Genomic DNA, 26,716 nt, shown 5'->3' with positions numbered 1-26,716 from the left:
CCCAAGGGGCAGAGGCTTTGTCAGGTGGTTTTTCTATTTTTGCACCGTGCAAAACGCTCCCTACCTTACCCCTGAAGCCATATCCACGTTTATCCGCACGGCCTTGGCCGAAGATGTGGGCGACGGCGACCATTCTTCTCTTGCTTCTATTCCAGCGGAGGCTCAGAATCGGGCGCATTTATTAGTGAAAGATGAAGGCGTGCTGGCTGGTGTTGCCTTGGCGCATCAGATTTTTCGTGCTGTCGATCCTGATCTGCGAGTAGAGGAACTACTGAGCGATGGCGCCCGCGTTCAAGATGGAAATATTGCTTTTCGCGTAGAGGGGCGCTCGCAGAGTATCCTGACGGCTGAGCGGCTTGTGCTCAACTGCATGCAGCGTATGAGTGGCATTGCCACACACACGGCGCATCTGACCAGCCTCATTCACGGCACCAGTGCCCAGCTGCTCGATACACGCAAGACCACTCCCAACTTTCGTCTCTGTGAGAAATGGGCGGTTCTTATTGGGGCGGGGTAAACCACCGCTACGGTCTGTTTGATCAAATTATTCTCAAGGACAACCACGTAGATTACGCTGGTGGAATTCGGGCCGCTATTGAAGCGACGCATGCATATCTAAAGCGCACGGGCCGCCAGCTACCCATCGAAATAGAAACCCGTACTCTGGCTGAAGTACAAGAGGCGCTTGATACGGGCGGCATCGACCGTATTATGCTCGATAATATGCCCCCAGTCAGTTGCGGGAGGCGGTAGCACTTATTGGGGGGCGTTTTCCTACGGAGGCGTCGGGTGGCATTACGGAAGATACCATTGCCGCCGTGGCCGCCACGGGTGTCGACTTTATTTCCGTGGGGGCGCTTACTCACTCACTCAAAAGCTTAGACTTAAGCCTTAAAGCGTACTAAGTGGTTATCGGAGCCGCGCAGACCCCACAGATTAGCCATTTACCCATTCAGCAATTCCCATTACTCTAATGCAGCAACCAAATCAACGGAGCTTCCGTCAGGCGCAAGGAGCCGCGCCACTGGCCATCCGTACCAAGAAATACCAATTGAACACCAATACCTATACCCGCATGGCCATGACGCAGGTGTGGAAAAAGGAGTGGTGGTATGCGCTTATTCCGCTGGCCATTGGGCTGTTGCCGGCTCTCATCTGGCCTTCGTGGTGGTGGATAGGCTTGGCGGTTCTGCTGACTGTACTGTTTGTGCTCCTGCGCTCAGCCCAAATTACGAGCGTGACGCAGATGGAGCAGAGCAAGCCGCTATTTGAGCGGTTTAACTACGAGATTGATCAGCGCCAGATTTTGCTCCGCTTGAATGAAAAGCAAGGAATGAACCTAAGCTGGGACATGATTGGGCGGGCTCAGCGCGATGTTGAGGGCTTTACAATGTGGCTGCGCCCCGGCGAGGCGCCCGGTGAGATAGCGGGCTGGCGGCGCTGGATTGCGCGCACCTTTGATGTACCCGTATTCTTGCTGTTGCCTTTGCGAATCTTTAATTCGCCCAATGATATAAAGCTGTTTGATGCCATGCTGCGCCGCAAAAACCTGCTGCCGGCCGCACCAACAGCCTCCGCTGATGCACCGGCTGCGTAACATTTGCCCCCAGGGTCGGTAATCCTTACTTAGTGGAATGGTTTGCTGGCTTGCTGCTCGGAAAAGCAGAGAGCCAGGTAATTGCTCCGCCTTCATCTAGCTCATCTCAGTTTAACTCTATGAATAAGAACCTGTTGCTCGCTGGCGTGGCCAGCCTCGCCTTATTAATGTCTGCTTGTAGCAGCGAGCCTTCTTCCTTCCGTCCCGACAAGCAAGTGTCGGTCGATCAAGTGGCGCCTGGCTCCCGTTCGTCTGACAATTTTGACCAGGGTACGGCCTACGAAACCAACCAAGCAAAAGGCGCCGCGATTCCAAAGCCAGTTAGCTCGGCAGTAGAAGGAGTTGACGGCAAGCCTAAGCCTTCAGCTGAAGCTAGCATCTCGGCTAACGCCGAGGAAGCGATACGCACCAATAGAAAAGAAGAAGCCGCTAAGATCAACGCTAAGCCTAGCCAAGTCGATACTATGGCAAACGGCAGTGAGATTCAGCGCTAATTATTTAAGAAGCTTGCATTCAGTGACTTAATAATAGCCGCCGTTGGTATCGTGCCAACGGCGGCTATTGCTTTAGCTGCTAGTCTCAATAACCTCTGGGGGCAAATCTCTTGCTTACAGCCGCTATAATGACAGCGCATCCGCCAGAAAAAGTTATTTTATTTGTAACATTGTTGCAAATATCGTCCATCAGCACTCTCTAAAAGTGCTTGTCTGGCCAGCAGGCATCTCCTTCCAATCCATTCATGTTGCACCCTTCTATTGAGTGGTTTGTTAGTTGGTTTGACTCCCCTTATTACCATCTGCTGTACCACGACCGTAACGAGGAAGAGGCGAAAGCTTTCATTGATGCTTTGCTGGATCATCTATGGGTCAAACCGGATGCGAAGCTGCTCGATCTGGCGTGTGGCAAAGGCCGTCACTCGGTTTACCTAAGCCAGAAAGGCTACGAAGTCACGGGCGTCGATCTGTCGCCGGAGAGCATCACTTACGCGCAGGGATATGCGCACGAGCACCTGTATTTCCAGGTGCATGATATGCGCAATCCGCTGCCTTTTGGGCCGTTCGATTTCATCTTCAATCTGTTTACCAGCTTCGGCTATTTCGCTCACGAGACAGAAAGCATAGTGGCGTTGCACTCGGCAGCAGCGGCGTTGCGGCCGGGGGGCAAAATGGTGATTGACTTTATGAATACTGAGCGCACGTTGCGCGAGTTAGTACTCGAAGAAGAGAAAACCGTTAGCGGTATCACCTTCCACATCACCCGCCGCCTCGATGACGGCTTTATCGTCAAAACGATTCGCTTTCAGGATGCGCTCGGGTATGAGCAGCAATTCGAGGAGCGGGTTCGAGCGCTGAGCTTAGACAACTTTGAAGAATATTTTCAGATGGCGGGGCTGCGCTTAGCTGAAGTGTTGGGCGACTATCAACTAGGTCCGTATAACGAAGCCCTTAGCCCCGAATGATCTTTATCGTAAAAAAATAGGGGTGATGGACCGACAATAGGAGAGCTATATCCTGCTTCACTATTCCCTTTATTAGTGCATACCTAATTAATACAGTACCCATGTGGATTGCCGTTCTGCTACTATTTCTAACCGTGTTGGGCGCGGGCCTGCTTACGCGTCTGCTGCCTACGGCCCGCACCACGTGGATGAAGCCGTTGCTGGCGTTTAGTGGAGCTTATCTGTTTACCCTCACCATCACCCACCTGCTACCCGAAGCCTTGTTGCTGGTGCCCAACACTGAGATGCACCGCATCGGTTATTATGTGCTGGGGGCTTTTTTGGGCAGCTATTGCTGGAAGTTTTCTCGCAAGGGGTTGAGCACGGCCACATTCATCACAATACGGCGCATGATGGTCAGGTGCCTTTTCTGCTCCTGTTCTCGCTGGTAATCCATTCTTTTCTGGAAGGTAGTATTCTGATTAAGCAGCCCGACGCCACGCTCACCAACGAAAACTTTTATGCGATTCTGTGGGGCGTAGCCTTGCACCACATCCCAGCCGCATTCGCCCTGATGGCAGCACTGCTGTTGCGCCTGCACAGTTTTAAGCGGGCTCTACCGTATCTGGTGCTGTTTGCGCTGGCCGCGCCCATAGGCATTGTAGTCAGCAATTATGTGGTGTTGGAGGATCTGATGACTGGCGGCTTGTATGCCGCACTGCTAGGCCTGGTCGCGGGCAATTTTCTCCACGTATCGACTACCATTCTTTTTGAAACCAGCCCTGAGCATCGGCTCAATTGGCCTAAGCTCGGTGCTACGCTGGCTGGCACTTTGCTGGCGCTGGCCATTGATGTTTAGCAGTAAAGGCCGCTATAGATCTAAAAGCGGTCCTGATTTGTTCAGAAAATACTCCAGTTGAGCAACGCGGGCGCGCTGGTGGGCTAGCTCACTTTGGAGTTCCAGCAAACGCTGCCGCATAGCCAATACGATGTCAATGCCCTCCGCGCTCAGGCCTAGCTCATGGTGCAGGCGGGCCAAGCGGGCTAGCTCGTCGGGCTCAGCGCGGAGCGTATCGGGCGTATCAGCCGGATGCAGCAAACCTAAGTCTACAAACTCCTGAAGGTCAAGCTCACTTATACCGTAGCGGATGGCGCAGTCGTGGAAGGTAATGGTGATAATGGACGACGTTTCCATAGCAGATCGTAAATAGCGTGTGGCAACGGCAAAACAGATATTAGATCATGACGCTTCGCCCCGAAGCTGGGCCAACTGTCGAAACAGCTCCTTTTCTTTCTCCGTGATGTGCTGAGGCAAGGTCAGATCCAGCCGCAGATACAAGTCGCCGAACTGGCCGGGCTGCTTATAAATGGGGAAGCCTTTGCCCCGCAAACGTAGGCGGGTGCCGTTCTGGGTTTCAGGTTTTACACTGATCTTAACTGGTCCCGATAGCGTATCGACCACTTGCTGACCACCGAGCAGCGCGGTATAAATGCTCACTGGCACATCCAGCGTTAGGTCGGCACCATTGCGGGTGTAGCGCGGGTCGGGGGCAATGCGAAACGTAATGTAGAGCGAACCGGCCGGGCCACCGTTGCGGCCGGGCGCACCCTGGTCGCGCAGACGGATGGTCTGGCCATCTTCTACGCCGGGCTGAATGTTAATACGCAGCTTTTTGCCATTGACGGTGAGCGTACGTGGGCCGCCTTCGTAGGCCTCAGCCAAGGTCAATTCCAGCTCAGCCTGATAATCCTGGCCGGCGCTGGCTCGTGCAGAATGCCCCCAGCGCGACCTTCGCCCCCCATACCACCAAAAATGGAGCTGAAGAAATCAGAGAAGTCGGTGTTGCCGAATGGGTCGCTGCCGCCGGCCTGGCCGTAGCCGCCGAAGCCACCGGGCTGCCCATACTGCGACCAGTCGAAGCCGCCCCCGCCGGCGCGGCCCGCACCGGCAGTTTGTTGATAGCGTTGCCAATCGGCCCCTAGCTGGTCGTACTTGCGCCGTTTTTCCTCGTCGCTGAGCACTTCGTTGGCCTCATTGATCTCTTTAAACTTGCGCTCAGCCTCCGCATTGTTCGGGTTTACGTCGGGATGATACTGACGGGCCAGCTTGCGATATGCCTTCTTGATCTGGTCGGTAGTAGCCGATTTATCCAGCCCCAGCGATTTATAATAATCCTTGTATTCCACTTGGTGCGTTAGTGAAGGTTGAATGCTGAATTTTAACGGAATAAACGACTTCGGCTTTTAGATATCAACTTACGAACGCCGGCACCCTGATGTAGAATTCAACACACAGCAGGCCGCTTACTTTTTCAGCGGATCGTGGCCCCAGTTCATGAGCGAATAGCGCCAGCGGGAGTGCTCCACGTCTTTTTCGGGCCCTTGAGCTAGGTGTCGGCTAATGTACGAGTGAACCTTGTGCATGTGCGCCTCATCTGCTTCCGTCAGGTCCGCTTTTTTCTTGTTCAGGATCTCAATAATACGCTCGCCCGACTTATGGCCGATGCTGGTGCCGTCGCCGCTGTCTTGGCCCACCGATTTGGATTCCTCCGTGCCAAGCCATTTTTTTAGCTCGGTTGCGGTCATATTCACTTGCGCCTTAAAATCGGCGTAAATATTGTTTGATGCTTTATCGGCCGCCATATGAACTGCTGATTTAGAGGATGAAAGAAGGTGCCACTGATGTGGCTATTTTTCTTTTCTAACGCGCTTGGCTTACGGTGGGTTGCTGGCTTGTATTGGTGCACGCCCAGCGGTTGCCTCTTCAATTCACTTTACTTATATCTCCCACTCTCCATCCCACTTCCCTCATGAAATTACGTGGTATCGTGCTTTTGGCTTTCGCCTTAACTACCAGTGCTGTAGCCGCTTCGGCTCAAACAAAAATGCCCCCCGCAAGGCTGCAACACCTCGTCCGAAGCCAGTAACGCCCGGCGTGGCTACTATGAAGGATGGCGTGATGATGAAAGAAGGCAAAGTGCTAGTAACTCAAATGGGGCGTACTACACCGCTGACGCAGGAAATGAGCCTCATCAATGGCACCAAAATAACGCCGACCGGCACGATAACGACGCCTGCCGGCGTGAGCACTCAGCTGACGGAGGGCGATATTGTTTCGCTGAGTGGCCGTATTACCACCAGTGCTCAAAAGGCAGCGCAAGACAGCCTTCTTCTCGTTAAAAAGGAGGACCTCAAGAATAAAGGCAAGAAAAAGAAACGCTAGGCTTAGTCTACCAATCCACACAGCCGGGCGGCTCAGACCAGTAGGGTTTGGGCCGCCCGACTGTGTTTAGACCTGGGTGTAGTCCAGCAAAATCAGGGCAGCCTCGTCATCGTCGCGGGCTTCCACTACCTCGTCCATCACATATTGGATTTCCGCATCGGTCCAAGCCTGGGCTTCGGCGGCTTTCACAAACGCAGCCAGCGCTACAAAGCGACTTGATGCAGCAGGTACAGTCCAGCGTACTTTTTTGCGAATTCTCATGCGAGACAAATAGAAATATTCAGGTAAAAAAGCCCCCAGCTTAGCGTGAAGGCGCCGCCTTTACCACCCTCACCTTTACTGGAACCACCCCAGCGTCAATCAAATCAATTTTGCGGGCGGCTTTGCGCGACAAATCAATGATGCGGCCTTTCACATGCGGCCCGCGGTCCGTGACCGTGACTTTTACTGAGCGGTTGTTGCGCGTATTAGTCACGCGTACTACCGTACCGAAAGGGAGCGTGTTGTGGGCGGCCGTCATCTTATTAGGCCGATACACGGTACCGCTAGCCGTTTTGCGGCCATTGAACTTGTTGGCATAATACGAGCCCTGACCGCTCTGAGTGAACGTGTTGGCGCTCCCAGCGCAGGCACTCAGCAACCACGGTAAGCTTAGCAGCCAGCAAAAACGACGAAAAGAAATCTGAGGCATACGCAAATATAAATGACACTAAACAGGCCGGAGCCTACACTCACTCCGGCTTTTCGGGAATGCGCATGGCAAGCAGCATGGCAAAGTTGCCCTGAAATACGTTGAAATCGACGGGACCGCGGATACCGGGCACGTGCGATTCGTCGCTGTGCTGCCAGATAATCCATTTGTCGCGGGGCAGCAGGGGCTTTTCCACCTCATAATGCGCCAGCCACAACGGGTACTTGTCGAAGTGACCAGCTAAATGCCGCTTGTAGAAGTTGTAGTTGGTGTAAAGAATAGGGCGCACGCCGTAGTAGCGCTCTATCAGGCGCAGCCAGGTAGCTACGTTGCGCCGCATCACGGCCACATCGTGAAACTTAGGGTCTTCTACATCGAGTACGGGGGGCAAATCGCCGGCGGCTATGGGCACGTTGCGCACAAAAAGATCGGCTTGCTGGGCGCCGTCGTAGTTGGGCTGGAAGTAATGATAGGCTCCGCGGTAAATGCCCACAGCCCGCGCTTCGCGCCAGTTGCGCTGGAAACGGGAGTCGCGTAGGGTAACGCCTTCGGTGGCTTTAATAAAGGCGAAACGCACTTGGTGCTCTGCCACTTCCTGCCAATCAATGCGGCCCTGATACGATGATACATCAATACCGTGCACCGTATAGCCAGTAAGCAGCGGCGTTTTCTCGCGGCCCGTCAGCTGATGAGCCGTGTACTTAGCGTAAGTAAGCCGTGCATAGCGGTTGATCTGCCGCCAGTTGCGCCCGTAAAAAACCATTGCCGCCAGCAGCAACCCCAAGCAGATCAGCAGGGGCAAACGCCACCGAGAAGCAGCGGAGCGGCGGGGAGCAATAGGGCGTGGTCGGGGTCGGTTCATCAGCGTGGCCATCACAAAGGTAACGCACATACCTGCCTGGCTCGTACCTAAGCTAGTGGTTACGACACAGAAAAAGCCCCCCACCCACCACAGGTTGCTTACCAATCCCTGCTTTTCCCGACCTTTCGCTTCTTAACGCTCCGCCACATGGCTACTTCCAACCTTTCCGACGCCCGCGACGAATCGGGCCACCTCATCCGTGAGCTGCACGGCATCACCCTGGCCCAGATTCTGGAATACTTAGTGGCACATTATGGCTGGCCTGGTTTGGATGAGCGCATTCATATCAATTGCTTCGCCGTTAATCCCAGTATCAAATCTAGCTTGGTATTTCTGCGCCGGACGCCTTGGGCCCGCACCAAGGTGGAGGAGCTTTATATCAAGACCCGCAGTCAGGAGGTGTTGAGCAAGAAACGTGACTGACGTAACACTAGGGGCAATTATTCATCTAGCGCTTTGAAGTAAAAAATGGCTGACGTTTCGCAGAAATCGGGTTCCCAGGCGCTGCTGATTGGCTTCGTGTGCTTTGTGGTGTTTGAAACCGTGACGTATTATGTCTTGCGTTTCGCTACCTCCGGGCTCGGCATGAGCGACCAGATGCAGCCCGAGAATACGATTGTCAGCAATTGGGTGAAAACCGTGGTGTTTCTGCTGCTACACCTGCTGGTGATAGTGGTAGCGGTGCTTGTGCTCAGCAACCGGCTCCCTCGCCGGTATCGGGGGCAGGTGATGGGATGGTTTTATCTGGCACTCATTACGGGGTTTGTGCTGCTGATACCGCTATTTGATTAAGACCAAAAAAGCCACTGCGGTTAAGCAGTGGCTTCAGTGAAAAGGTGTCGGTCGGTCCCGACGTTATAAGCAACTAAGCGGAGCCTAGCGCAATTTGATATCAATTTCGCGGCGACGGCTCGCCGAATCTTGGAAGGGAATGCGGACGCGCAACTCGTTTTCCTCGTGCACAGCATCAATGCGGTCGAGGTCGAGGTTGGCGGGCAAATCCAAGGTTTGAGCAAATAGCGGAGCGCTCATCTGGTCGTCCTCCTCGTGGCGGTAGTCGCAGTACACGGTCAGACGGTTGTTATCGAGTAATACGTGGAAATTTTCGGGGCGCACCGACGGCGCCGCCACCCGCACTACCACACCCTTCGCCACCTTATCGACGCGCAGCTGCGCCTGGGCCGTGCCACCGCCCAACGTGTTGAGCAGGTTAAGCTGGGGGGCAATATTGCGAATGAATTCTTGGCTTATCAACTTCATGGTCAGGTCTCTTTCTTGATTGTGATGGGGTTATTTCAAACGATGTACCAACCTCTATCATGCGCCATCAGCGCCGGGTTTCGGCCAGATTGACGTCTTAAAAGCCGTCTGAAACCTATGTAAACAGCCATAGTGGCAGGTGAAAGTGCTGTGCCTACGCACAACTTTGGGCGCCTCCCAACCATGGCTCGCGTCGCTTCCGTATAGAATACTTTGTCGTACAGCTCCTGTTAGACTATATGCAGCTTCAAACGTTTAATACGACGCGTACCGCCCGCTACTATTGTGTGGGCGAAGCCGGCCCGACGATTCGTCACGTCTGGTTTTGTTTGCACGGCGAAGGCCAATCCGTTGCCGATTTTGCCGCTCAACTTGTTAATCTCGTGACGCCCGAGCGCCTGCTGATTTTGCCCGAAGCCCTCTCGCGCTACACCTTGCCGCCCGGTCCCGATGGCACCCTGAGCACAGGCGCTACCTGGTTTGCCGCCTCCGACTTACTACCCGATCTCGCCGACCTCACCAATTACCTGGATTCCCTGGCCGAAACAATTCTGGCCGACTGCCCACCCGATACGCCCGTGACGGTGCTGGGCTACGGGCATGGCGCGGCCGCTGCTTGTCGTTGGCTGGCCAGCAACCGTATCACCTACGAGCGCCTGATTCTGTACGCCGCCATCTTTCCGCCCGAAATTGACCGCCGGGCTACCCTCGTAGGTCTGCCCGACCGGCCGGTGAACGTAGTAGCCACCACCGTCGATATGTACACGCCCGAAGCTGCTGGCGAAGGCCTCGTGCAGGATTTGCTCGATGTAGGCCTTACGGCGCAGCTGAGCTATGTAGCCGAGGATGGCCTCACGCTGGCAGCTTTGGGTGCAGGGGCCGAAGCCCTAAACTATGAGCCAAACCCCAACCCTACGGAATAAAAAAGCCCCCAGAATGTTTCTGGGGGCTTTTTTCGTGAGGTGCCTTCAAAGGGCTGGTTTTAGGACTTCCTCTTTTCAGAGCTGCGACTGTCATTTGAACTGCCATCAGTCTGCCCTTCCTGCATGCTGTATTGATTGCCGTTCGACTGCTTTTGGCCTTCGCCCGACTGCACGGATATATCACTGGCTTGCTGGCCCATTCGCTCCGACATCTGACCGCTACCTATATTTTGCCCCCCACGAATATCGATTTGATGACGCATAGTTTTCTGGGTGTCTTTTGGCACCATCACGCGCAATACGCCATCTTCGAAAGAGGCCTCAATCTGGCTGGGGTCTACCGTGTCGGGCAGCTGAAATGACCGCTGAAATGATCCGTAGGAACTTTCCACGAGGTGGTAGCGCCGGTCGTTCTGCTCATTCTGGAACTGCCGCTCGCCCGAAATAGTCAGGCGGCCCTGATGAAAATCAACTTTAATGTCTTCGCGCTTAATACCTGGCAACGCTGCCTCAATCTGATAGCCGCGCTCCGTTTCATACGCATCTACCTGAGGCGAGAAACTGGATAGCCGCCCCGAGAAGCTACCGTGTCGTTGAAAAACCGGTCGAGCATGGCACTAAAAGGCGACTGGCTCAATCCGGAAAACGAGTCCTGATATTGCTGAATAGCCATGGCGATAACAAAGTTTAGAAGGTTAAACCATTGTTTCAAACACGGGCTTTTTACCGCTTTTTTTTGCGCCAGGTTTCACAAAAATGCGCCTTTTTAAGCTCGTCAGGGCATTTTTTGATAATTTTTCTAGTGCCTCTGCGTGTTCTTGCCTGGCAATTTATCTGCCTCTCTGCTACCTAGGAAAAAAGGCCTTGTTGTTGCCCCTCAGGCTACTATTGCGCATCGTCGGTTTGTTCCAGCAATTCCATCTGCCACCGTATCTCTTCCAGTTTAATTGGGTAAGGAATTCCGTTCCGAATGGTTTGATACAACGCCTCAAACAGTTGCATATAGTCGCCTTTGGGCGCCGGCTGAGAATGAGTTGTGAAATTGCCGTCGGTGCTGGCTAACGTCAGAATACCCTCTTGGCCAGGAGCTTCCAAGCTGTAGGTGGCATTTTGGGGGGCAATTCCTTGCTGAAGCTGCGTTTCCTGCACATCAGTGCGGGCCTTGCTGAAGCTGCCTTGCGTACCATGAAGCACAAAAGAAGCTTGGGGCTGGGCTACTAATAGGCTGCTAGTCAGAAATACCTGCAAGCCATTAGGGTAGTGGAGGTGGAAGGAAAAGTAATCCGGAACCTGCGAGCCAGGCCGAAATATTCCGGTAGTCTTGCGGCTGAATAAGGGCTTGCCAAATAAGCAAATGGCCTGATCGATCAGGTGCGGTCCCAAATCATACACCAGCCCACTACCCGGAATGGGCGTTTCTTTAAAGGCTTTGGTGTTAAGCGCTGTTTTGTAGCGGTCGAAGCGGAAGTGAACTTCGATAAGTTGCCCAAGCTGCCCGCTGTCTATTACCTGCTTCACGCTCTGAAAATCACTGTCCCAGCGTCGGTTCTGGTAGGCTAACACGCGCCGGTTCATGCGCTGACTAAGCTCCTCCAGCTCCTGGACTTCGGCCGAAGATGTAACTAGCGGCTTCTCAATCAGCACATGCTTCTCCGCTTGCAATGCCTGTTTGGCCAGCTCAAAGTGCGTGTTGCTGGGCGTATTTACTACTATCAGCTCAATTTTCGGGTCTGCAAGCAGCGCTTCCACGCTATCGTAGCTAATCACACCGGGGTAATCCTGTTGTGCTTGCTTCTGGTGACGTTCCGTTACGGCTCGCAGAGTAAAACCTGGGTGAGCAGCTAGAAAAGGGGCATGAAATACTTTGCCCGACATTCCATAGGCCAAGAGGCCCGCTTGAATCGAAGTTGTTGTCATAGTCGAAAGGAAGGCAGCTGTGGCCTGCATGGTAAAGGCTTACGGCTCAAATAGCACAAGATACTGGCTACTGCCAGAATGAGTAAAAAAGAATCTGCAATTAATCCTAGTATAAATACGGGTATATATTTACATTAACACTACGGTGTTAATAATTCGGGCTGAATTAGGTAGCTAGGAGCTATTGGCAAAATGTTTGCGATTTGAAATGCAGAGGCACTAATTCAATTCAATTTTGTTTCGTGATTCTGCCAGCAATAAATACGTGCTGTTGGCAGAGTAAAAACTGATCAGGCAAGTGGATGTATAAGAAAAATGCAGTTCGAAGCGTTGGTCACGACGTAAGGCTGCCTTTTTGATCCCACCTGAAAGTTGAGGTAAGTCGCTCTTTACATCTTCCTGCGCTACAGCGCATTTCTTTCATTGGCCACTATAGGTCATTGACGCTTATACGTTTCTCCGCTCCTTTTTTGCCGCTTCATAGGTCCTGAGTACAGGCTCAGGGCACACATACAGCTAGTTAGGCTTGGGCCACCCGCCCACTTACTACACTGAGCTTACCAGCTGTCGAGAGAATTTTTCTACCCACCCTTTCCTCTCTACTTGTGTCCTTCGATTTAGAAACAGGCGCCTCCATTCCGTCCAGCGAATGGTCGCTACCTTACCCCGTTGCTAGCCAGCCGGTAGTAAATACTGCACCCTTGATTGAGACCGCGCCCGCGGCCAGCTACGATAAACTTATTCTTCCCGGCGACTTCCCCGACCCGACGATTACCAAAATCGGTGATACATACTGGGCCAGCGCTACTTCCGCGGAGTGGGGGCCAATTTTCCCGCTTCTCAAGTCTACGAACCTCGTCGATTGGGAAGTAGTGAGCTATGTGTTTCCGGATAAGCTGCCCGAGTGGGCTGACTCCAATTTCTGGGCACCAGAAATCAGCCATGAGAATGGTAAAACTTACATCTGCTACACAGCCCGCAAAAAAGGCAAGCGTGGCCAACTGTGCGTCGCCGTTGCCAGCGCCGACGACCCCGCCGGTCCTTACACCGACCACGGCCCCTTGGTGGGGCAGCGCATGGGCTCCATCGACGGCTTTCCGCTCCGCGACGAAAACGGTGCGCTGTATATGGTGTGGAAAGAAGATGGCAACGCCTTTCGCAAAGACACTCCCATCTGGGCCCAGCGCATGAACGAAAGCCGTACGGCGCTGCTCGGCAAAAAAGTAGAGCTGTTCCGCAACGATACGCCTTGGGAAGGCTGCCTCGTAGAAGGCTCCGCCATCGTGCGGCAGGGCGAATACTTCTACATGTTCTATGCAGGCAACGGCTGCTGCGGCAAGTGTTGCACGTACGCTACGGGCGTAGCCCGCTCCAAAAAGCTGCTCGGACCTTGGGAAAAATGCCCCCAGAATCCCATTCTGAAGAAAAACAAAACCTGGAAATGCCCCGGCCACGGCACCGTGACGGAGTACGAAGGCCGCTGGTTTCTGCTGCATCACGCTTACTACACCGACAGCCACGAGTTTGTAGGACGCCAGGGCCTGTTGAGTGAGTTCACCTGGAACGCCGAAGGCTGGCCTGAGTTTGTAAATAACAGCCCTCAGGCAGAGCCCTTGCGTGATTTGCGGGTGCTAAATGTGGATGATAATTTTCCTGGCAACCGTCTGTCGGCTGCCTGGCAGTGGCCGGTGAACGAGCAGCCAACTGTGGGCGTCAGCGACGGCCAACTGCTCCTGACGGCGCGTCCTGCGGGCCTCGGTGCTTTAGTGGCTCAGCGGACCTTTACAGCTACCTATAAAGCGGCTACGACACTTGATTATGGTGCCTTGGCGCCCAACACCTACGCCGGACTAGCTGCTATCGGCGACCCCCACAACGCTTTGGCGCTCGTAGCCGGCAACGGCCATCTGCAACTGTGGCACATGCAGGGCAAAAAGCATTTGACTCTCACGGAAGTAAAGCTGGAAAATTGCAAGATGCTCAGTTTGCGCCTGGAGGCTTGGGGCGGCAGCCGTTTCCGCTTCGCCTTCAGTACTGATGGCGGCACCGCTTGGCAACCCGTTGTGCTCGATAGCTTTGCCCTGAACGGCACCTATCTGCCCCCATGGGATCGGGGTGTGCGCGTGGGCTTACTGGCTCAGGGCCCCGAAACGGCCACCGTAGCCTTCGATAATTTTGCATTGCGCAACTGTCGCTAAGAGGTAGTTTTATCAACGCAAAAAAGCCCCCCAGCACAATGCTGGGGGGCTTTTTTGCGTTGATAAAACCTAAGCGGAAGTGGCTATAAATACCTTGACTTGTAACTGCCAGTCAGACGAAAAAGAAAAGAAGCATCTTGAGTGTACAGAGTGCAAATTCGGTCTGTTTTCAAAGTTCTTAGTAACTACGTTTCAAGTAAAGCCTACATCGTTACCCTTACTCATGCTAAGCATTCGTCGCGCTGCTACCACTGACCTGCCTGGTATTCTGCTGCTCATCAGTCGGGTGGTGCCGCTAATGCACGCCGCTGGCAATTATCAGTGGGAAGCATCTTACCCCAATGAAGCAGTGTTTCGGCAGGATATCGACCGAAAACACCTGTGGGTTGCCGAGCTGGGGGGCAAAATCGTTGGCGTGGCGGCCCTTACCACCGAGCAGGACCCCGAGTATGCCCAGGCCGATTGGGATGCCTCCCTGCCCGCACTCGTTACGCACCGGCTGGCCGTCGATCCGGCCGCGCAGGGGCAGGGCGTAGCTGCTGCTCTACTTCAGCAGGCTGAACAGTTGGCCATAGAGCAAAAGCTGCCTGTATTGCGCGTCGATACCAACTCGGAGAACCGAGCTACCCAACAGCTTTTTCCCAAATTAGGCTACCGTTTCGCGGGCGAAATCACGCTGGCTTTTCGGCCCGGGCTGCGCTTTTTCTGTTACGAAAAGCAATTGGCATAAGCCTTCCTCAAAGAAATACATTACCGGATTTCAGGATAATTTCAACCAGCGGTAAAGTACTTACTGCTATCGTTGTTCTGTGTCTAGGTAGGGACACAATCGGCTGAATAGCGTCCGGCCAGCCATCGTCCTTAAATGGCTTTCTGCCCTAGCTATAATCCCTCCGCCTATTTCTTTCTAGTAGAGGAGTGAAGCGGTTAAAAATTACATAAACTCTATTCATTTATATTATCCCATTAATTTTTTGTTACTAATTATAGGATTTTATATTTTATTAAGAGCTAAGTTCAATTCCCATTGTACTTTTGTCGCTGGGTTGCACAAGGTTGCGCAGCTGGAACTTGTTTGAATGCTTTTCTCTTAGCTCGAGTATGCCAAAATTTCTACAGAGTTCATTTCGCTTTTTGTTGCTGTTTTCGTGTCTGGCTTTCCAACCGGCTCCTGCCGGTCAGCAGGCGGCCAGCCTCACCGCAACGAACCCCCAGGAGACCTTCGATACTGGTTCGAAGACTGATTATGCAGCCGGAACCGTAGCCTTCGCTACCGGCACCTGGACGCTGACCGATGCCGTACTCGGCAATACCGAAGCCGACCGTAAGAACGGCGCTCAGGCCGTACGCTTACAACAGAACGGTAAGCTCACCATGGAGTTCTTTGTGCCCAATGGTGCCGCTACCGTCACGGTGCAACACGCCATTTACGGCACCGATGCCAGCAGCAGCTGGGAGCTATGGGCACAAGCCCAATCGTGCAACTGCAACAAGTGGACGAAGGTGGGCAACACGGTGTTTACGACCAGCAGTACGCTCCAAGCCACTGCTTTTACCGTCAATATTGCCGGCAACGTTAAGTTTGAGATTCGCAAAACGTCCGGCGGACCAAGCCGGCTGAATATCGATGATTTGGCCATAACGGACTTCGGCGTCGCTCAGCCTTCCGTCGACAACGACCATCTGGCTCTAGGTAATCCTAGCGGTGCGGTCACCGATGTAAGCTTTCCGAGTAATTATCTGATAGTAAAGCCTCAGTATAAGCTAAGCTACAACCGGGATCAGGGTAAGCCTAACTGGGTAAGCTGGCATCTTGATGCTTCAGATCGGGGTACTGCTCCCCGAGTAGACGTTTTTGGACCCGACCCGACCCTTCCTGAAGGGTGGTATCAGGTGCAGGCGAATAGCTACACCGGCTCAGGTTTCGACCGCGGCCATAACTGCCCTTCAGCCGACCGCACTTCTAGCCCAGAAGATAATGCGGCAACTTTTTTCATGACCAACATGATGCCTCAGGCACCAGGTAACAACCAAGGTCCCTGGGCGGATTTGGAGGAGTATTCTCGCTCTTTCTTGCCTAGCGCAACGAATCCTGCTGGTAATAGTGAGGTGTACATTATCTGCGGTAGCTATGGCATAGGCGGCACCGGTAGCAACGGTGGCGTAACCACTACCCTCGATCAGGGTCGCATCACCGTCCCAAATCGCACGTGGAAGGTGATTGTAGTGATTCCTGTTGGCGATAATGATGTGGCCCGCATATCAGCTTCCACGCGTGTCATTGCCGTGGACATGCCTAATACTCAGGCGATACTAAATACTAACTGGGGCACGTACCGCACCAGCGTTGACGCCATTGAAGCGTCTACTGGTTATGACCTGCTCTCAGCCTTGCCAATAGAGGTACAGACGGCCATTGAGTCGAAAGTTGACACTGGTTCAACCAACTAAGTCCATTCTTTCAGATCTTTTCAAAACGACATAACCGTCTATATGACAAGTTTTTATAAAAATACTGGGAAGTTTGGCCAAGTGTCAGCTTTTCTGATTTGCTTATTTTTCTTTGGTGCACAGCAGAGTTGGGGACAAGTAGTAGCACCCGTTCCACATAAACTAGCGCAGGGTGCCTACTCAGAGGTTTTTACCAATATAGCTGGCTGGCAGACGGATTTTGCCTCCGGTATTGGTGCTGCTCCTTATAGCAAAGCAACTCCTTCGCCTACTTTACCTAACACCAATACGGTATTTGCTACTGGCAGTGGAGGTGGTGTGCAAAAAGGAGTTGTTGGTTCTCCCACCGAAGGAAAGATTGTACTGTTAGCAACTGGTACGCCTAGTGGAAGCAATGCTTCCGCTTTTGATCTTAACATAGACTTTACTAACTCCTCTTCTGGTACCATTAGCTTCGATTGGGCTCAAATAAGCAACTCAACGGGAAATAGACAGTCTACCTTTAAAGTGCAAACCAACACTGGTGACGGGGGGCTTTTGTTGATCTCGCAGCTACAACAACGGTTATAACTAATAACGTAGCTGCAAATGGCAGCTTTGTTAATCTTCCTTTACCGGCAGAATTGGCTGGCAAGCCGGATGCTAAAATCCGCTTCTTTTTAATAACCTCAGTAATACCACCAGCAACAGACGCTCTTCCCAGTACTGGTAGCCGTCCAAAAATTAGCATCGATAACTTAGTGGTTACTACTGGTACGGGCACTCCACCTGCTCCAACAACCAGCATTACCACTACCGCTTCAACTTTTAACAGCCCTTATTGCATCACTGCTAGTTCCGGAAGCACTCCTTTCAATGTAGCTTATACCAGCAGCGGCACCTTCACGGGCGGCTTCAAAGTTCAGCTGTCAAATGCTGCGGGCTCTTTCCCAACGAACGTAACCGACAACATTATCGGTAGCGGCACTAGCTCTCCCATTGCGGCCGTTATTCCGCCTGCTACGCCGAGTGGCACCAAGTATCGGGTGCGGGTAGTCAACGATGCACCTGCTACCTACGGCTCCACCAATGGCTCCGACCTGACTGTTAACTTACTGGCTAACAGCAACCCAGTTACCGTAACGCCGTCCACTGCTCAGTCGGTACTTACTACCGGCACCGGAGATGCCCTTACTGCTAGTGCTTCGGCTACTTCTACTTTTTCTTGGCTTTATAGCACTAGCACATCTGGTACGTATACTGCTATCGGTGGGGCTACTACCGCTTCTTACACCGTGCGGGGGGCAGATTTTCCGGGTGTAGGTACTTACTATGTGGTTGCCCAAGCCACTCTCACTACCGACTGTGGCACAGCAACTGGCCAAAGTTCGCCCATCACGGTAACTGTATCAGCGCCTCCTACTACGCCGGCCTTATTGGTGTCGGCATCCACCCTTGCCGATTTTGGTAATCTGGCCGTTGGAGCCGGAACCGGGTTGAAAAGCTTTACGGTAGAGGGCAATAACTTAACGGGAGGCATTATTATCACGCCACCCGCCGGGTTTGAAATCCGGACGGGCAATAACCCATTTGCCTGCTGCACCATCGAGTTGCAGCCGACTGGTGGCAATGTGCCCAGCACTACAATTGACGTTCGATTTGCTCCAACTGCTCCCCAAGCGTACAGCGAATCTATTCCCGTGACGAGTGCTGGCTTACATAATCAGTCGGTAGCAGTTACCGGTACAGGTGTCAACCCTGTTTATCCGGCTACACTAAGCACTACGGCTGTGACCGAGCTTACTCCAACCAGTGCCACCACTGGCGGCGATGTAGCTGCTGATGGCGGTAGCGCGGTAACGGCACGTGGCGTTGTGTGGGCTAAGACCCCTAATCCAACCACTTCTGTCACTACCAAAACTGTTAATGGCGCCGGTACAGGTGCTTTCGCCAGCGCTATTACGGAGTTGGTGCCCGGCACTACTTATTTCGTGCGGGCTTATGCGACTAATGGCGTAAGCACAGCCTACGGCCAGGAGATTTCTTTCACTACCGTAACGGTGCCTTTGGCTGCTGAGCCGACTACTCAGGCCAAACTCACCGCCAGCCAAGTAACTAGTACCTCACTCCAACTGAACCTGGCGGGCGGCGACGGCAAAAAGCACCTGATAGTAGCCCGCCGCGGCAGTGCCGTAGATGCCGTGCCCACTGACGCAACCACGTACACGGCAGATGCCGAGTTCGGTAAAGGAACCGTGCTGGGTGTTGGCAACTTTGTGGTCTACAACGGCACCGGTGACAATGTGACTATAACAGGGCTGCGCGCCAACGCCACGTACCATTTTTCGGTCTTCGCTTTCAATGATAATGATACGCCCTACGCCGAAAATTATCTATTAACGAATCCCGAGACTTTAATCCAGAAAACCTCAGCTGCTCCCGCTGCTCTGCTGTTGGAAGAAAACTTTGATTACGCAGCGGGCCCTCTGCTAACAGCTAACAACTGGACGGCACACAGCGGCGGTGGCACCAACTCAATTGCCGTTACCGCTGCCGATGGACTGTCTTACTCCGGCTACAGCGCCAGCAGTGGAAAGGCGGCCGCTACCGTTGGGAATGGCGAGGATGTTAACCGAGTATTTACGGAGCCTGTTTACGCTGGCACGCCGGTATATACATCGTTACTGGTAAACGTTGCGAGTGTGGGTGCTGACTATTTTTTCCATCTCGGACCCACCGCAATAGGCTCTACCTTCAAGGCTCGCGTATTTACACGGACTGGCTCTGAATCGGGTACAGTGCAGTTTGGTATCAGCGGCAACGGCGGAATTGTTACCTATACGACCGCGAATTATCCGTTGAATGCTACTCATTTATTGGTAGTCAAATACGACTATGATGAGGCCGGCAGCACGACCAAGTTATTCGTCAATCCAGCGGCTGATGCAGAGCCTACAACGGCAAGTGCTGAAGTTACCGAAGTGGGTGGTTCACCATCCAATATTGGCGCAGTAGCAATCCGTCAAGCGACCAACCTTCCAAAACTAACCATCGACGGCATTCGGGTAGGCAATAGCTACCGGGTAGTTCGTACGGGCCTTATTTGCTTGGAGCCAATGCCCGCTTTCACAGCCTCTACGGCTTGTGTAGGTTCTGCAACCGCCTTCACCAACACTTCTACAGTAATTGAGGCCAATGCTACGTATGCTTGGGACGTGGAGAGTGATGGCAAAGTAGACTACACGACTGCTGGCAATATCAGCCACACATATGCCGCTGCTGGTACGTACACAGCTACCCTCGTTATTACGCAGGGCGCTTGCTCTGCTACCTATACCCAGAAAGTAACGGTACGGGAGTTGCCAACCGCAACGTTGAGCGGCACTGCTACCGTTTGTGCCGGCACTTCCACTTCGTTGAGCGTTGCGCTTACGGGCACTGGTCCTTGGAACCTGACGTACACGGACGGCACCACGCCAGTCGCGGTGACGGGCATCACCAGCTCGCCTTATGTAGTTTCGGTTAGTCCTGCTGCTACTTCCACGTATTCTTTGCTGGCGGTTTCGGATGCTAACTGCATGGGCGCTGCCTTCACAGGCAAGGCAGTGGTAACAGTTAATCCGCTGCCAGTACCTACCATTACGGCTACACCTTCCAACACGGTGTACACTGGCGGTGTGGCTACCAACTTATACCTCGGCTACGGCCCGCAAAGCTTGACGCTGACGGCTGGTGGTGGCACAAAGTATAGCTGGAGCGGGCCGGCTGGCCTCAACACTACCAACATTGCTAGCCCCATATTTACGGCCAGCAAGGCTGGTACTTTCGTCTACACTGTGACGGTCACTAATGAGTTTGGCTGCGTTGCTACGAAGGCTGTAACTTTAAAAGTGGTTGATGTGCGCGGTGGCAAGAAGAATGCACAAATCTTGGTTTGCCACAACGGAGTTAGCACTTGGGAAGATGTCGGCGCCGTACGAGGCCACCTCGTGATGCACAAAGAACAGCTGGGTAGCTGCGGTGGTAATACGCTCACTGCTTCGGCCGCAGCCACTGCGGTAACGACAGAATATGCGGCTACGGCTAATGTATTTGAAGCTTATCCAAACCCCTTCACAGAGCGTGCTACCCTGCGTTTCCGCGCTGCCGAAACGGGCAAGGCGCAGCTACTCGTCTACAATTCGGTAGGTAAGCTGGTAGCCACCATCTATGATGGCGTAGCAGAAGGTGGCCGCACGTATGAGTTCACGGTAGAAGGTGCTTCCTTGGCTGAGGGCGTCTACACTTGCCGCCTGACCACCAGCGGTAAAGTCGAAACCAAGCGTCTGGTGCTGGTGAAGTAGCCTGCTTAGCGCCTGTAAGCACATTTTTAACTAAGACGAAAAGCCTCCCAGATTGCTTCTGGGGGCTTTTTTTATGTATAAATTATTATTGCTGATAAACAGTAGCAACTAATTACGAAATGTTCGTATAATTACGAAAGATTCGTAATAGGTGCATATGGAAAGACTAACCCAACCCGAAGAGGAAGCCATGCAGGTGCTATGGCAACTCAATGGAGGCTTCATCAAGGACGTGCTGGATTTGCTGCCCGAACCCAAGCCGCCCTACACTACGCTAGCCTCCACCATTCGCAACCTTGAGCGCAAAGGCTATTTGCGGAGCGAGAAGCTAGGCAACTCCTACCGATTTGCCCCCCAGATTGCCGCCGAAGAGTATCGCAAGCGGTTTATGAGCGCCTTTGTAAGCGAGTATTTCAAAAACTCCTACAAAGAAGTCGTATCCTTTTTCGCGAAGGATCAGAAAATTAGCGCGGAGGAGCTGAAGGAGATTATCGGCATGATTGAGAACCGCTCAGCCAAGGACTAATGACGGGGCTGCTCTTGTATCTGCTAAAGTCCAACGGGGCGCTATTGCTGTTCGCGGGCTTGTATTACGTGGCATTGCGGCGGCTGACCTTTTATGGCCTCAACCGGGCGTATCTGCTGTTCGCTCTCCTGTTCTCGGCCACGTTCCCGGTCTTGGATGTAACGGCCATATTTGCCCCCCACAGCCAATTAAGCGGCTCGCTGCTTACGATTGTGCCTAATTGGTCAGGCAAGTTTACTGCTCCGGCTGCTCCCGTAGTAGACTGGTCAAGCGTACTAGTTTGGCTCTATTGGACGGGCGTGGCGCTGCTGAGTTTGCGCCTGCTGGGCCGGCTCTTCTCGCTCTATCGCTTGCACCAAACGGCGGTGCCCCAAGTAGTGAATGGCGAGCTGGTGCGGTGCCTGCCGGGAGCCAGTAGCCCGTTTTCCTTTGGTCCGTTTATTTACTTAAACCCTGAACAATACCCAGCCGCGGAGCTGCCCGCCATTTTGCATCACGAGCGGGTGCACGTGCGCCAGTGGCACACCTTGGATGTATTGGTAGCGCAGGTGGGGCAGGTGCTGGGCTGGTTCAATCCGGTGGCATGGTGGCTGGGCCGAGCAATACAAGAAAACCTGGAGTATGTAACGGATGACGCGGTTCTGCGCGCAGGCTTAGTGGCTCCGAAAGAGTATCAATATAGCTTACTGCGCCTCAGCGGCCTTACTTCGGGCACCGCGTTGGCCAATCATTTCACGCTTCTCACCCTCAAAAACCGGATTGCCATGATGAACAAACCTTCCTCCGCCCGCGCACATCTGGGGCAGTACGCGTTAGTGCTTCCGCTTGCCGCAGTGTTGTTGGTCGGCTTTACGACTTCGCGCGCCGGGCAGTCTGTATCGTCCAGCGCAGCCGTCGCGCAAACGGGTGGAATAACCTATTATCTGGATGGACAACCCGCCGCGCCATTGGCGGTAGAAAAGTTGAGTGCTAACCCCGACGCCATTGCTACTATGCAGGTGCTAAAAGGCGAAGCAGCTCAAGCCCTGACCGACAATGCCGCCACGACTAGCGTGGTGGTGGTGACGACGAAAGGGCAGGAGAACTTGCCCGCGGTGCAGGCTCTGAGCGCTAAAATCAGTAGCGCAATAGCGGCTTCTGAACCGGAAGAAAAAGCAGTGCCCATCAGCAATCTGCACCCGGAGGTGCTGGCGTACATCACCCAGAATTTTCCAGGACATCGGCTGATTGAGTTGCTGGAAGTGACTGGGGGCGGAGCCAGCGAGGTGCGCTACAAGGCCGTTATTGCCACGGGACGCCGACCAAAATATGTGGTCTTCGATACGCAGGGTAAGGCGCTTGGTAGCTTTGATATGACCGGCAAACCCCTGCCAAAAGAGTAAGCCAATACAGATCACAACGAGACATTTTAACTTTCTATTTCCTCCTATTATGCATAAGACAACTGCCGCCGCACATGTACTCAAAAAATGGTCTGTCAGCTCCTGCCTGCTGTTCTCAAGCCTAAGCATGGCCATGCCCATCGTGCAGGCAACTGCGCAGTCTGCCCCCGTACAGACTGCCGTGGGCTTGCCCGAGGGTATCCTGTATTATATAGATGGACAACGCGTTAATAAGGAGGATCTGGACAAGATAAGTCCCAATGACATTGCCAGCATGAATGTGCTAAAAGGACCAAAGGTGCGCGCGGTGCTCGGCAACGTGTCCGAAACGCAGGCCATCCTCATCACGACCAAAGCCAATGAAAATTCGGCGGCGGTGGTGGCGTTAAATAAAAAACTCAACAGCAGCGCCGATATCGCGGGCAAGCTGCTGCTCATCGACGGGAAGGAAGTAACTCGCACCGAGTTTGAGCGCATGGTGCCGAGCCAAATCTATCAGATAACGGTGCTGTCGCCGGAAAAAGCGGTGGAAGCCTACGGGGAAAAGGGCAAAAACGGGGCGGCTATCATCACCACAAAGTAGAACCCTGCGGCACAGCAGGCGCGTAGAAAGCGTGACCATTCACGCGCCTGCTATGCCGCTCCATCGCCTTTTGTTCGATAAGCTCAGCAAGATTTATGAGCCGTCTGCCACAATTAATGACGTGTTTAAAGGCCACGATATCACCTTTGTGACCAACGAAAACGGCGAGCCCGTTACGCTGTTTATCGGCAAGCGCCGCCCCGATGGCGTGATCATCGGCGAGCGATACAAGCGCACCATTAAAAGGGCCGCTGATAATGCGCAGGCTGCTTCTAGCCATTGGGACTTAAAAGGCAAGTCACATATATAGAAAAAGCCCCCAGATACTTTCTGGGGGCTTTTTCTATATATAAGGTGGTCATGCATCGGCTCTGCCTCTGGCTGACGTTTTTAAAGCCCTGTGGTTAAGCAAAAACTACCCTTCCCAAGTGCCAAACTTGCCGGCTTGATAATCCTGGTAGGCCTGCTGAATTTCGGCATTAGTGTTCATCACGAAGGGACCAGCGGCTACAATAGGCTCCTGAAAAGGGGCGGCATGACCGAGCAGCACTACCGCATCAGACAAGGCTTCAATTTGCAGCTCGTCGCCGTCGTGGTTGAACTCCAATAGGCGACGCGCTTCGGTCTGCTCGCCATTCACGCGTAGCTGGCCCCGGATGGTGTAGAAGAAAATGGTGCGCTCGGCAGGAATAGTCAGCATCAATTTGCCCCCCGCCTTCATTTCCACGGTGGCCAGCTGAATATCGGTTAGGGGCTGCATAGCGCCAGCCGTGCCCAGCCAGTTGCCCGAAACGGCATTGATAACTATCCGGCCCTCGTCCTCCACTACCTCCGGAATATCCGCTTTTTGTAGGCCAGTGTATTGGGGTTCGGTCATCTTGTGCTTGGCGGGCAGGTTTACCCACAGCTGCAGAATCTCCAGATCGCCGCCCGTGCGCTTGAAGGTGGGCGACGAGACCTCGGCGTGAATGAGCCCGCTACCGGCCGTCATCCACTGAATGCCGCCGGCCTCAATTACGCTTTCGTGGCCACCCGAATCTTGGTGCATGATGTCGCCGGCCAGAATGAACGTCACTGTCTCGAAGCCGCGGTGCGGGTGGGGCCGAAGGGCAAGCCGCGATTATTAGGCCGATACACCTGCGGGCCGTGGTGGTTCAGAAATAGAAACGGATCGAGGTGGTCGACCGACTGTGTAGGTAACGCTCGGTAGGTAATCAGGTCGGCGATGGGCGCGCTGACGGCTTGGTGCTGCTGCTTGATGGTGCGCATGAGGCGAAAATGGTGAAAATGAGAAAGTGAATCGTCAGGACTGCATTTGGGCGGTCGGGGTGAGCAGCTTACTAAACCGATGTGGCGGAGCAGGGTTTATTGGCAGATCACTTAGCGGCCGATTTCGGGGCGCTTTGTGAAGACTTTGTGCAGTTGTTTAAGGCGCAAAGTTGCAAGTAACGGTGGCAGTAGGCCTGCTGACTAACGAGCGGCAACATGAACCCTGTGCCTGTCGCCCACAAGCTATTGCTCCCGCTCAAAGGGAAAGGAATGCCTTGCCTAAAACACTAGGTGTCGTCGCGGCGTTTTACCTGTATTGTTTACCACATGGCATCATGGTTCCCGAGAAGCTAACCGATCTACTGCACACCAATTACCGATCCGACCTGAACATGTTTGTGGGACGCTGGGGCTATCAGCCTGCCACCGAGCTGTTGTCCCGCGCCTATGAGCTTCTGAAAGACAACGCTTTGGCTAACGGCTGCCGCTTCTGGCTACAGGATATCCGGCGCCGGACTTTCAACGACCCCGTCATTACCAACTGGCTGCTCACCGAGTACTTCCCGCAGATGAGCGCGCAACTTGGCGGGCGCCTGCGCGTGGCCTACCTCACGGGCCCAGATTTGCTGGCCGCCATCAGAAGTATGCCCAACTTTTTGCCCCCAGCGCCTACGATGATAAGCCTTACGTTGTCGCCTTTTTCAGTACCGAAAGTGATGCTATGCAATGGCTGCAACAGGAGCAGATCCGCGAGCTGGTCGTAAGCAAAAATTAGGGATCTACGGCCGCTGGGGGCTTTTTTATCAATGATTTGCTTGGCTACTTCCACCAGCGTTTTGCCCTCGTAAGTGGGCGATGGCGCCAGCGGATACAGGGTTTGGCCTTTGCGAGCAATGAAGCCAGCAGCAAGGCCCGCGTGCAGCGCACCGGCAATATCCCAGCCGTGCGCGGCAATGAGTGTAGTAGAAGCGGGCTCAGCACCGGCTTGGCGGGCGGCGGTGAGGTAGGTATCGGGGTGAGGCTTATAGCGGCGCTGCTCATCCACGCTCAATCCCTGCTCGAAGTAGTGAATGATGTCGGCGTAGCGCAGCTGCTCATCGAGCACGCTGCGCGTGGAGTTGGTAAATGCCACCAAAGAATAGCCCGCTTTCGAAAGCATTTTCAGGCCTTCGGGCACGTCTTTGTGGGCCGGTAACTCGGTCATGAGGGCCAACAGCTTGTGCTTCTCGGCCGACTTCAGCGTTCTTTCCTGCAGCATAGCGGCCGTCATATCCAGGGCCGCGTCGCCGATGGTGCGAAAGTCGTGGTAGTGGTTAGTCACGGTATCCACCAACGAATACTGGAGCAATAAGCCAAACCACTGCTGGAAAGCCGCTTTGTTGTTGAAGGCTTTGATGAGCGCGTTTTTTAGCTTGCTCATGTCCAACAACGTTTCGTTTACGTCGAAGAGAATAACCTTGGAATTGCCGGTAGGACGGGGCTGCTGCATACGTGAATAAAAACTAGCTAAAAGAACAAGTAGACTTGCATACGTAACCACTTGTTACGCAGACCGCTACCATCCGTTTTAGCGAAATAACGGTAGAAAACCCCAGCTTACTTCTGCTTGCGCAAAAAGGCCCGAACGGTCTGGAAGTATTGCTCCGGCACTTCCCAATAGGCTTTGTGGGAGGCGTTTTCAAAAACAACTAACTGCGAGTTGGGCGTCTGCTTTTGAAAATAAGCCACCGTGGCGGGCGCGGCCTCATCGTAGCGGCCGCAGAGATAAAGCACTGGCACGGTGAGCTTTTTGAGGTCGTTGGCGCGGGAGTAGCTTTTGAGCGAGCCCGTGGCCTGCGCTTCATCGGGGCCCCACATGGTCTCGTACACTTGGGTTCCGAAGGTGGGGTTGGGTGGCATCGGGCCGTTGCGGTACAGGTGTTGGCGATTATAGAGCGTGACGGCCTCTTTATAGGCCTGCTTGCTGGGCTCATCGGTGGCAGCGTATAGGCGCATCGCCTTTTGCTGCGCCGGCGGTAGCTGCGCAATGTAGCGCTCCGCATCATGCACCCAGCGTTTGGTGTCCAGCAACGGG

At 53.6% G+C, this 26,716-nt stretch carries 33 protein-coding genes and 1 pseudogene; 19 read left to right on the top strand and 15 right to left on the bottom strand.

The window, feature by feature from the left end:
* Window positions 1-46: 46 nt before the first annotated feature.
* From nadC to EPD59_RS22995, 6 genes and pseudogenes are all read left to right on the top strand, one after another.
* Window positions 47-905: pseudogene (gene nadC, locus EPD59_RS20825) on the top strand (carboxylating nicotinate-nucleotide diphosphorylase).
* A 68-nt stretch (window positions 906-973) separates the two neighbouring features.
* Window positions 974-1,597, top strand: a complete 624-nt coding sequence (locus EPD59_RS20820; RefSeq protein WP_133274456.1) for a hypothetical protein — start codon at window positions 974-976, stop codon at window positions 1,595-1,597.
* A 119-nt stretch (window positions 1,598-1,716) separates the two neighbouring features.
* The gene (locus tag EPD59_RS20815; protein WP_133274455.1) at window positions 1,717-2,091 is read left to right on the top strand and encodes a hypothetical protein; all 375 of its coding nucleotides are present in this window, start codon (window positions 1,717-1,719) and stop codon (window positions 2,089-2,091) included.
* 245 nt (window positions 2,092-2,336) lie between these two features.
* The gene (locus tag EPD59_RS20810; protein ID WP_133274454.1) at window positions 2,337-3,056 is read left to right on the top strand and encodes a class I SAM-dependent methyltransferase; all 720 of its coding nucleotides are present in this window, start codon (window positions 2,337-2,339) and stop codon (window positions 3,054-3,056) included.
* Window positions 3,057-3,157: 101 nt separating this feature from the next.
* Window positions 3,158-3,487 carry a hypothetical protein gene (locus EPD59_RS23000; protein ID WP_240731544.1) on the top strand — a complete coding sequence of 110 codons (330 nt, stop codon included), beginning with the start codon at window positions 3,158-3,160 and terminating at the stop codon, window positions 3,485-3,487.
* Window positions 3,457-3,894, top strand: coding sequence for a ZIP family metal transporter (locus EPD59_RS22995; protein WP_240731543.1), 438 nt, complete (start codon window positions 3,457-3,459; stop codon window positions 3,892-3,894). Before EPD59_RS23000 ends, EPD59_RS22995 begins: the two co-directional genes overlap by 31 nt.
* A 12-nt stretch (window positions 3,895-3,906) precedes the next feature.
* On the opposite strand, the gene EPD59_RS20800 is transcribed toward EPD59_RS22995, so the two are convergent.
* The 4 genes from EPD59_RS20800 to EPD59_RS20790 all read right to left on the bottom strand — a co-directional run bounded on the left by EPD59_RS20800 (window position 3,907) and on the right by EPD59_RS20790 (window position 5,678).
* A complete protein-coding gene (locus tag EPD59_RS20800) occupies window positions 3,907-4,230 on the bottom strand; it encodes a chaperone modulator CbpM (RefSeq protein WP_133274453.1) in 324 nt (107 codons plus the stop codon).
* A 45-nt stretch (window positions 4,231-4,275) separates the two neighbouring features.
* Window positions 4,276-4,758, bottom strand: a complete 483-nt coding sequence (locus EPD59_RS23960) for a DnaJ C-terminal domain-containing protein (protein ID WP_317128421.1) — start codon at window positions 4,756-4,758, stop codon at window positions 4,276-4,278.
* A gap of 2 nt (window positions 4,759-4,760) precedes the next feature.
* Window positions 4,761-5,222, bottom strand: coding sequence for a DnaJ domain-containing protein (locus tag EPD59_RS23955; protein ID WP_317128420.1), 462 nt, complete (start codon window positions 5,220-5,222; stop codon window positions 4,761-4,763).
* 117 nt (window positions 5,223-5,339) lie between these two features.
* Window positions 5,340-5,678, bottom strand: a complete 339-nt coding sequence (locus EPD59_RS20790; protein WP_133274452.1) for a DUF3140 domain-containing protein — start codon at window positions 5,676-5,678, stop codon at window positions 5,340-5,342.
* Window positions 5,679-5,745: 67 nt separating this feature from the next.
* Here EPD59_RS20790 and EPD59_RS21710 point away from each other — a divergent pair, with 67 nt between their 5' ends.
* Window positions 5,746-6,258, top strand: a complete 513-nt coding sequence (locus EPD59_RS21710; protein WP_165963687.1) for a DUF6799 domain-containing protein — start codon at window positions 5,746-5,748, stop codon at window positions 6,256-6,258.
* 66 nt (window positions 6,259-6,324) lie between these two features.
* Here EPD59_RS21710 and EPD59_RS20780 read toward each other — a convergent pair whose 3' ends face one another.
* Genes EPD59_RS20780 through EPD59_RS20770 form a run of 3 tightly spaced genes read right to left on the bottom strand, consistent with a single transcriptional unit; the run spans window position 6,325 to window position 7,841 of the window.
* Window positions 6,325-6,519 (bottom strand): hypothetical protein, encoded by a 195-nt coding sequence (locus tag EPD59_RS20780; protein ID WP_133274450.1) that lies wholly within the window; start codon window positions 6,517-6,519, stop codon window positions 6,325-6,327.
* Window positions 6,520-6,559: 40 nt separating this feature from the next.
* A complete protein-coding gene (locus EPD59_RS20775) occupies window positions 6,560-6,949 on the bottom strand; it encodes a septal ring lytic transglycosylase RlpA family protein (protein ID WP_133274449.1) in 390 nt (129 codons plus the stop codon).
* Between the two features lie 40 nt (window positions 6,950-6,989).
* Window positions 6,990-7,841, bottom strand: coding sequence for a glycoside hydrolase family 25 protein (locus EPD59_RS20770; RefSeq protein WP_133274448.1), 852 nt, complete (start codon window positions 7,839-7,841; stop codon window positions 6,990-6,992).
* A 117-nt stretch (window positions 7,842-7,958) separates the two neighbouring features.
* On the opposite strand from EPD59_RS20770, the gene EPD59_RS20765 reads away from it, so the two are divergent.
* Window positions 7,959-8,234 (top strand): VF530 family protein, encoded by a 276-nt coding sequence (locus EPD59_RS20765; protein WP_133274447.1) that lies wholly within the window; start codon window positions 7,959-7,961, stop codon window positions 8,232-8,234.
* A 45-nt stretch (window positions 8,235-8,279) separates the two neighbouring features.
* Window positions 8,280-8,603 (top strand): hypothetical protein, encoded by a 324-nt coding sequence (locus tag EPD59_RS20760; protein WP_133274446.1) that lies wholly within the window; start codon window positions 8,280-8,282, stop codon window positions 8,601-8,603.
* 84 nt (window positions 8,604-8,687) lie between these two features.
* On the opposite strand, the gene EPD59_RS20755 is transcribed toward EPD59_RS20760, so the two are convergent.
* Window positions 8,688-9,071 carry an Hsp20/alpha crystallin family protein gene (locus EPD59_RS20755; RefSeq protein ID WP_133274445.1) on the bottom strand — a complete coding sequence of 128 codons (384 nt, stop codon included), beginning with the start codon at window positions 9,069-9,071 and terminating at the stop codon, window positions 8,688-8,690.
* Window positions 9,072-9,310: 239 nt separating this feature from the next.
* Between EPD59_RS20755 and EPD59_RS20750 the strand changes: the two genes are divergently transcribed.
* Window positions 9,311-9,994 carry an alpha/beta hydrolase gene (locus EPD59_RS20750; protein ID WP_133274444.1) on the top strand — a complete coding sequence of 228 codons (684 nt, stop codon included), beginning with the start codon at window positions 9,311-9,313 and terminating at the stop codon, window positions 9,992-9,994.
* Between the two features lie 59 nt (window positions 9,995-10,053).
* Here EPD59_RS20750 and EPD59_RS20745 read toward each other — a convergent pair whose 3' ends face one another.
* From EPD59_RS20745 to EPD59_RS20740, 3 genes are all read right to left on the bottom strand, one after another.
* Complete coding sequence (locus tag EPD59_RS20745) at window positions 10,054-10,497, bottom strand: Hsp20/alpha crystallin family protein (RefSeq protein WP_165963686.1); 444 nt, start codon at window positions 10,495-10,497, stop codon at window positions 10,054-10,056.
* A gap of 41 nt (window positions 10,498-10,538) precedes the next feature.
* Window positions 10,539-10,667, bottom strand: coding sequence for a hypothetical protein (locus EPD59_RS23355; protein WP_262712916.1), 129 nt, complete (start codon window positions 10,665-10,667; stop codon window positions 10,539-10,541).
* Window positions 10,668-10,879: 212 nt separating this feature from the next.
* Window positions 10,880-11,911, bottom strand: a complete 1,032-nt coding sequence (locus EPD59_RS20740) for a Gfo/Idh/MocA family oxidoreductase (protein WP_133274442.1) — start codon at window positions 11,909-11,911, stop codon at window positions 10,880-10,882.
* Between the two features lie 605 nt (window positions 11,912-12,516).
* Here EPD59_RS20740 and EPD59_RS20735 point away from each other — a divergent pair.
* From EPD59_RS20735 to EPD59_RS20695, 9 genes are all read left to right on the top strand, one after another.
* Window positions 12,517-14,109 carry a family 43 glycosylhydrolase gene (locus EPD59_RS20735; RefSeq protein WP_240731542.1) on the top strand — a complete coding sequence of 531 codons (1,593 nt, stop codon included), beginning with the start codon at window positions 12,517-12,519 and terminating at the stop codon, window positions 14,107-14,109.
* A gap of 223 nt (window positions 14,110-14,332) precedes the next feature.
* Window positions 14,333-14,839, top strand: a complete 507-nt coding sequence (locus EPD59_RS20730) for a GNAT family N-acetyltransferase (RefSeq protein WP_133274441.1) — start codon at window positions 14,333-14,335, stop codon at window positions 14,837-14,839.
* Between the two features lie 371 nt (window positions 14,840-15,210).
* Window positions 15,211-16,560, top strand: coding sequence for a DNA/RNA non-specific endonuclease (locus tag EPD59_RS20725; protein WP_240731541.1), 1,350 nt, complete (start codon window positions 15,211-15,213; stop codon window positions 16,558-16,560).
* A gap of 42 nt (window positions 16,561-16,602) precedes the next feature.
* Window positions 16,603-17,130, top strand: coding sequence for a hypothetical protein (locus EPD59_RS20720; RefSeq protein WP_133274440.1), 528 nt, complete (start codon window positions 16,603-16,605; stop codon window positions 17,128-17,130).
* A 170-nt stretch (window positions 17,131-17,300) separates the two neighbouring features.
* Window positions 17,301-20,882 (top strand): T9SS type A sorting domain-containing protein, encoded by a 3,582-nt coding sequence (locus tag EPD59_RS20715; RefSeq protein WP_133274439.1) that lies wholly within the window; start codon window positions 17,301-17,303, stop codon window positions 20,880-20,882.
* A 157-nt stretch (window positions 20,883-21,039) separates the two neighbouring features.
* Window positions 21,040-21,408 carry a BlaI/MecI/CopY family transcriptional regulator gene (locus tag EPD59_RS20710; protein WP_133274438.1) on the top strand — a complete coding sequence of 123 codons (369 nt, stop codon included), beginning with the start codon at window positions 21,040-21,042 and terminating at the stop codon, window positions 21,406-21,408.
* The gene (locus tag EPD59_RS20705; RefSeq protein WP_133274437.1) at window positions 21,408-22,790 is read left to right on the top strand and encodes a M56 family metallopeptidase; all 1,383 of its coding nucleotides are present in this window, start codon (window positions 21,408-21,410) and stop codon (window positions 22,788-22,790) included. The genes EPD59_RS20710 and EPD59_RS20705 overlap by 1 nt, the downstream gene beginning before the upstream one ends.
* Window positions 22,791-22,839: 49 nt before the next feature.
* Window positions 22,840-23,373, top strand: a complete 534-nt coding sequence (locus tag EPD59_RS20700) for a TonB-dependent receptor plug domain-containing protein (RefSeq protein ID WP_133274436.1) — start codon at window positions 22,840-22,842, stop codon at window positions 23,371-23,373.
* Window positions 23,374-23,425: 52 nt separating this feature from the next.
* Complete coding sequence (locus EPD59_RS20695; RefSeq protein WP_133274435.1) at window positions 23,426-23,683, top strand: hypothetical protein; 258 nt, start codon at window positions 23,426-23,428, stop codon at window positions 23,681-23,683.
* A gap of 105 nt (window positions 23,684-23,788) precedes the next feature.
* On the opposite strand, the gene EPD59_RS20690 is transcribed toward EPD59_RS20695, so the two are convergent.
* The 4 genes from EPD59_RS20690 to EPD59_RS20680 form a co-directional block, all read right to left on the bottom strand.
* Window positions 23,789-24,448, bottom strand: a complete 660-nt coding sequence (locus EPD59_RS20690) for a pirin family protein (RefSeq protein WP_317128419.1) — start codon at window positions 24,446-24,448, stop codon at window positions 23,789-23,791.
* On the bottom strand, window positions 24,445-24,642 hold the full coding sequence (locus tag EPD59_RS23950) for a cupin domain-containing protein (protein WP_317128418.1): 198 nt from the start codon (window positions 24,640-24,642) through the stop codon (window positions 24,445-24,447). The genes EPD59_RS20690 and EPD59_RS23950 overlap by 4 nt, the downstream gene beginning before the upstream one ends.
* 604 nt (window positions 24,643-25,246) lie before the next feature.
* Window positions 25,247-26,131 carry a haloacid dehalogenase type II gene (locus EPD59_RS20685; RefSeq protein ID WP_133274434.1) on the bottom strand — a complete coding sequence of 295 codons (885 nt, stop codon included), beginning with the start codon at window positions 26,129-26,131 and terminating at the stop codon, window positions 25,247-25,249.
* Window positions 26,132-26,238: 107 nt separating this feature from the next.
* Window positions 26,239-26,712: an alpha/beta hydrolase gene (locus EPD59_RS20680; RefSeq protein WP_133274433.1), complete on the bottom strand. Its 474-nt coding sequence runs from the start codon at window positions 26,710-26,712 to the stop codon at window positions 26,239-26,241.
* Window positions 26,713-26,716: the final 4 nt, after the last annotated feature.

Origin of the sequence: Hymenobacter radiodurans (assembly GCF_004355185.1) — a bacterium.
GTDB classification, from domain to species: Bacteria; Bacteroidota; Bacteroidia; order Cytophagales; family Hymenobacteraceae; genus Hymenobacter; species Hymenobacter radiodurans.
Note: the sequence above shows the minus strand (reverse complement) of the source record. Positions and strands in the feature narration are given on the sequence as shown.

Coding starts and splice junctions, on each gene's coding strand:
- EPD59_RS20820 (WP_133274456.1), top strand. CDS start 974: ATGCAGCAACCAAATCAACGGAGCTTCCGTCAGGCGCAAGGAGCCGCG.
- EPD59_RS20815 (WP_133274455.1), top strand. CDS start 1,717: ATGAATAAGAACCTGTTGCTCGCTGGCGTGGCCAGCCTCGCCTTATTA.
- EPD59_RS20810 (WP_133274454.1), top strand. CDS start 2,337: ATGTTGCACCCTTCTATTGAGTGGTTTGTTAGTTGGTTTGACTCCCCT.
- EPD59_RS23000 (WP_240731544.1), top strand. CDS start 3,158: ATGTGGATTGCCGTTCTGCTACTATTTCTAACCGTGTTGGGCGCGGGC.
- EPD59_RS20800 (WP_133274453.1), bottom strand. CDS start 4,230: ATGGAAACGTCGTCCATTATCACCATTACCTTCCACGACTGCGCCATC.
- EPD59_RS20790 (WP_133274452.1), bottom strand. CDS start 5,678: ATGGCGGCCGATAAAGCATCAAACAATATTTACGCCGATTTTAAGGCG.
- EPD59_RS20780 (WP_133274450.1), bottom strand. CDS start 6,519: ATGAGAATTCGCAAAAAAGTACGCTGGACTGTACCTGCTGCATCAAGT.
- EPD59_RS20775 (WP_133274449.1), bottom strand. CDS start 6,949: ATGCCTCAGATTTCTTTTCGTCGTTTTTGCTGGCTGCTAAGCTTACCG.
- EPD59_RS20770 (WP_133274448.1), bottom strand. CDS start 7,841: ATGTGCGTTACCTTTGTGATGGCCACGCTGATGAACCGACCCCGACCA.
- EPD59_RS20765 (WP_133274447.1), top strand. CDS start 7,959: ATGGCTACTTCCAACCTTTCCGACGCCCGCGACGAATCGGGCCACCTC.
- EPD59_RS20760 (WP_133274446.1), top strand. CDS start 8,280: ATGGCTGACGTTTCGCAGAAATCGGGTTCCCAGGCGCTGCTGATTGGC.
- EPD59_RS20755 (WP_133274445.1), bottom strand. CDS start 9,071: ATGAAGTTGATAAGCCAAGAATTCATTCGCAATATTGCCCCCCAGCTT.
- EPD59_RS20750 (WP_133274444.1), top strand. CDS start 9,311: ATGCAGCTTCAAACGTTTAATACGACGCGTACCGCCCGCTACTATTGT.
- EPD59_RS23355 (WP_262712916.1), bottom strand. CDS start 10,667: ATGGCTATTCAGCAATATCAGGACTCGTTTTCCGGATTGAGCCAGTCG.
- EPD59_RS20740 (WP_133274442.1), bottom strand. CDS start 11,911: ATGACAACAACTTCGATTCAAGCGGGCCTCTTGGCCTATGGAATGTCG.
- EPD59_RS20730 (WP_133274441.1), top strand. CDS start 14,333: ATGCTAAGCATTCGTCGCGCTGCTACCACTGACCTGCCTGGTATTCTG.
- EPD59_RS20725 (WP_240731541.1), top strand. CDS start 15,211: ATGCCAAAATTTCTACAGAGTTCATTTCGCTTTTTGTTGCTGTTTTCG.
- EPD59_RS20720 (WP_133274440.1), top strand. CDS start 16,603: ATGACAAGTTTTTATAAAAATACTGGGAAGTTTGGCCAAGTGTCAGCT.
- EPD59_RS20710 (WP_133274438.1), top strand. CDS start 21,040: ATGGAAAGACTAACCCAACCCGAAGAGGAAGCCATGCAGGTGCTATGG.
- EPD59_RS20705 (WP_133274437.1), top strand. CDS start 21,408: ATGACGGGGCTGCTCTTGTATCTGCTAAAGTCCAACGGGGCGCTATTG.
- EPD59_RS20700 (WP_133274436.1), top strand. CDS start 22,840: ATGCATAAGACAACTGCCGCCGCACATGTACTCAAAAAATGGTCTGTC.
- EPD59_RS20695 (WP_133274435.1), top strand. CDS start 23,426: ATGCCGCTCCATCGCCTTTTGTTCGATAAGCTCAGCAAGATTTATGAG.
- EPD59_RS23950 (WP_317128418.1), bottom strand. CDS start 24,642: ATGCGCACCATCAAGCAGCAGCACCAAGCCGTCAGCGCGCCCATCGCC.
- EPD59_RS20685 (WP_133274434.1), bottom strand. CDS start 26,131: ATGCAGCAGCCCCGTCCTACCGGCAATTCCAAGGTTATTCTCTTCGAC.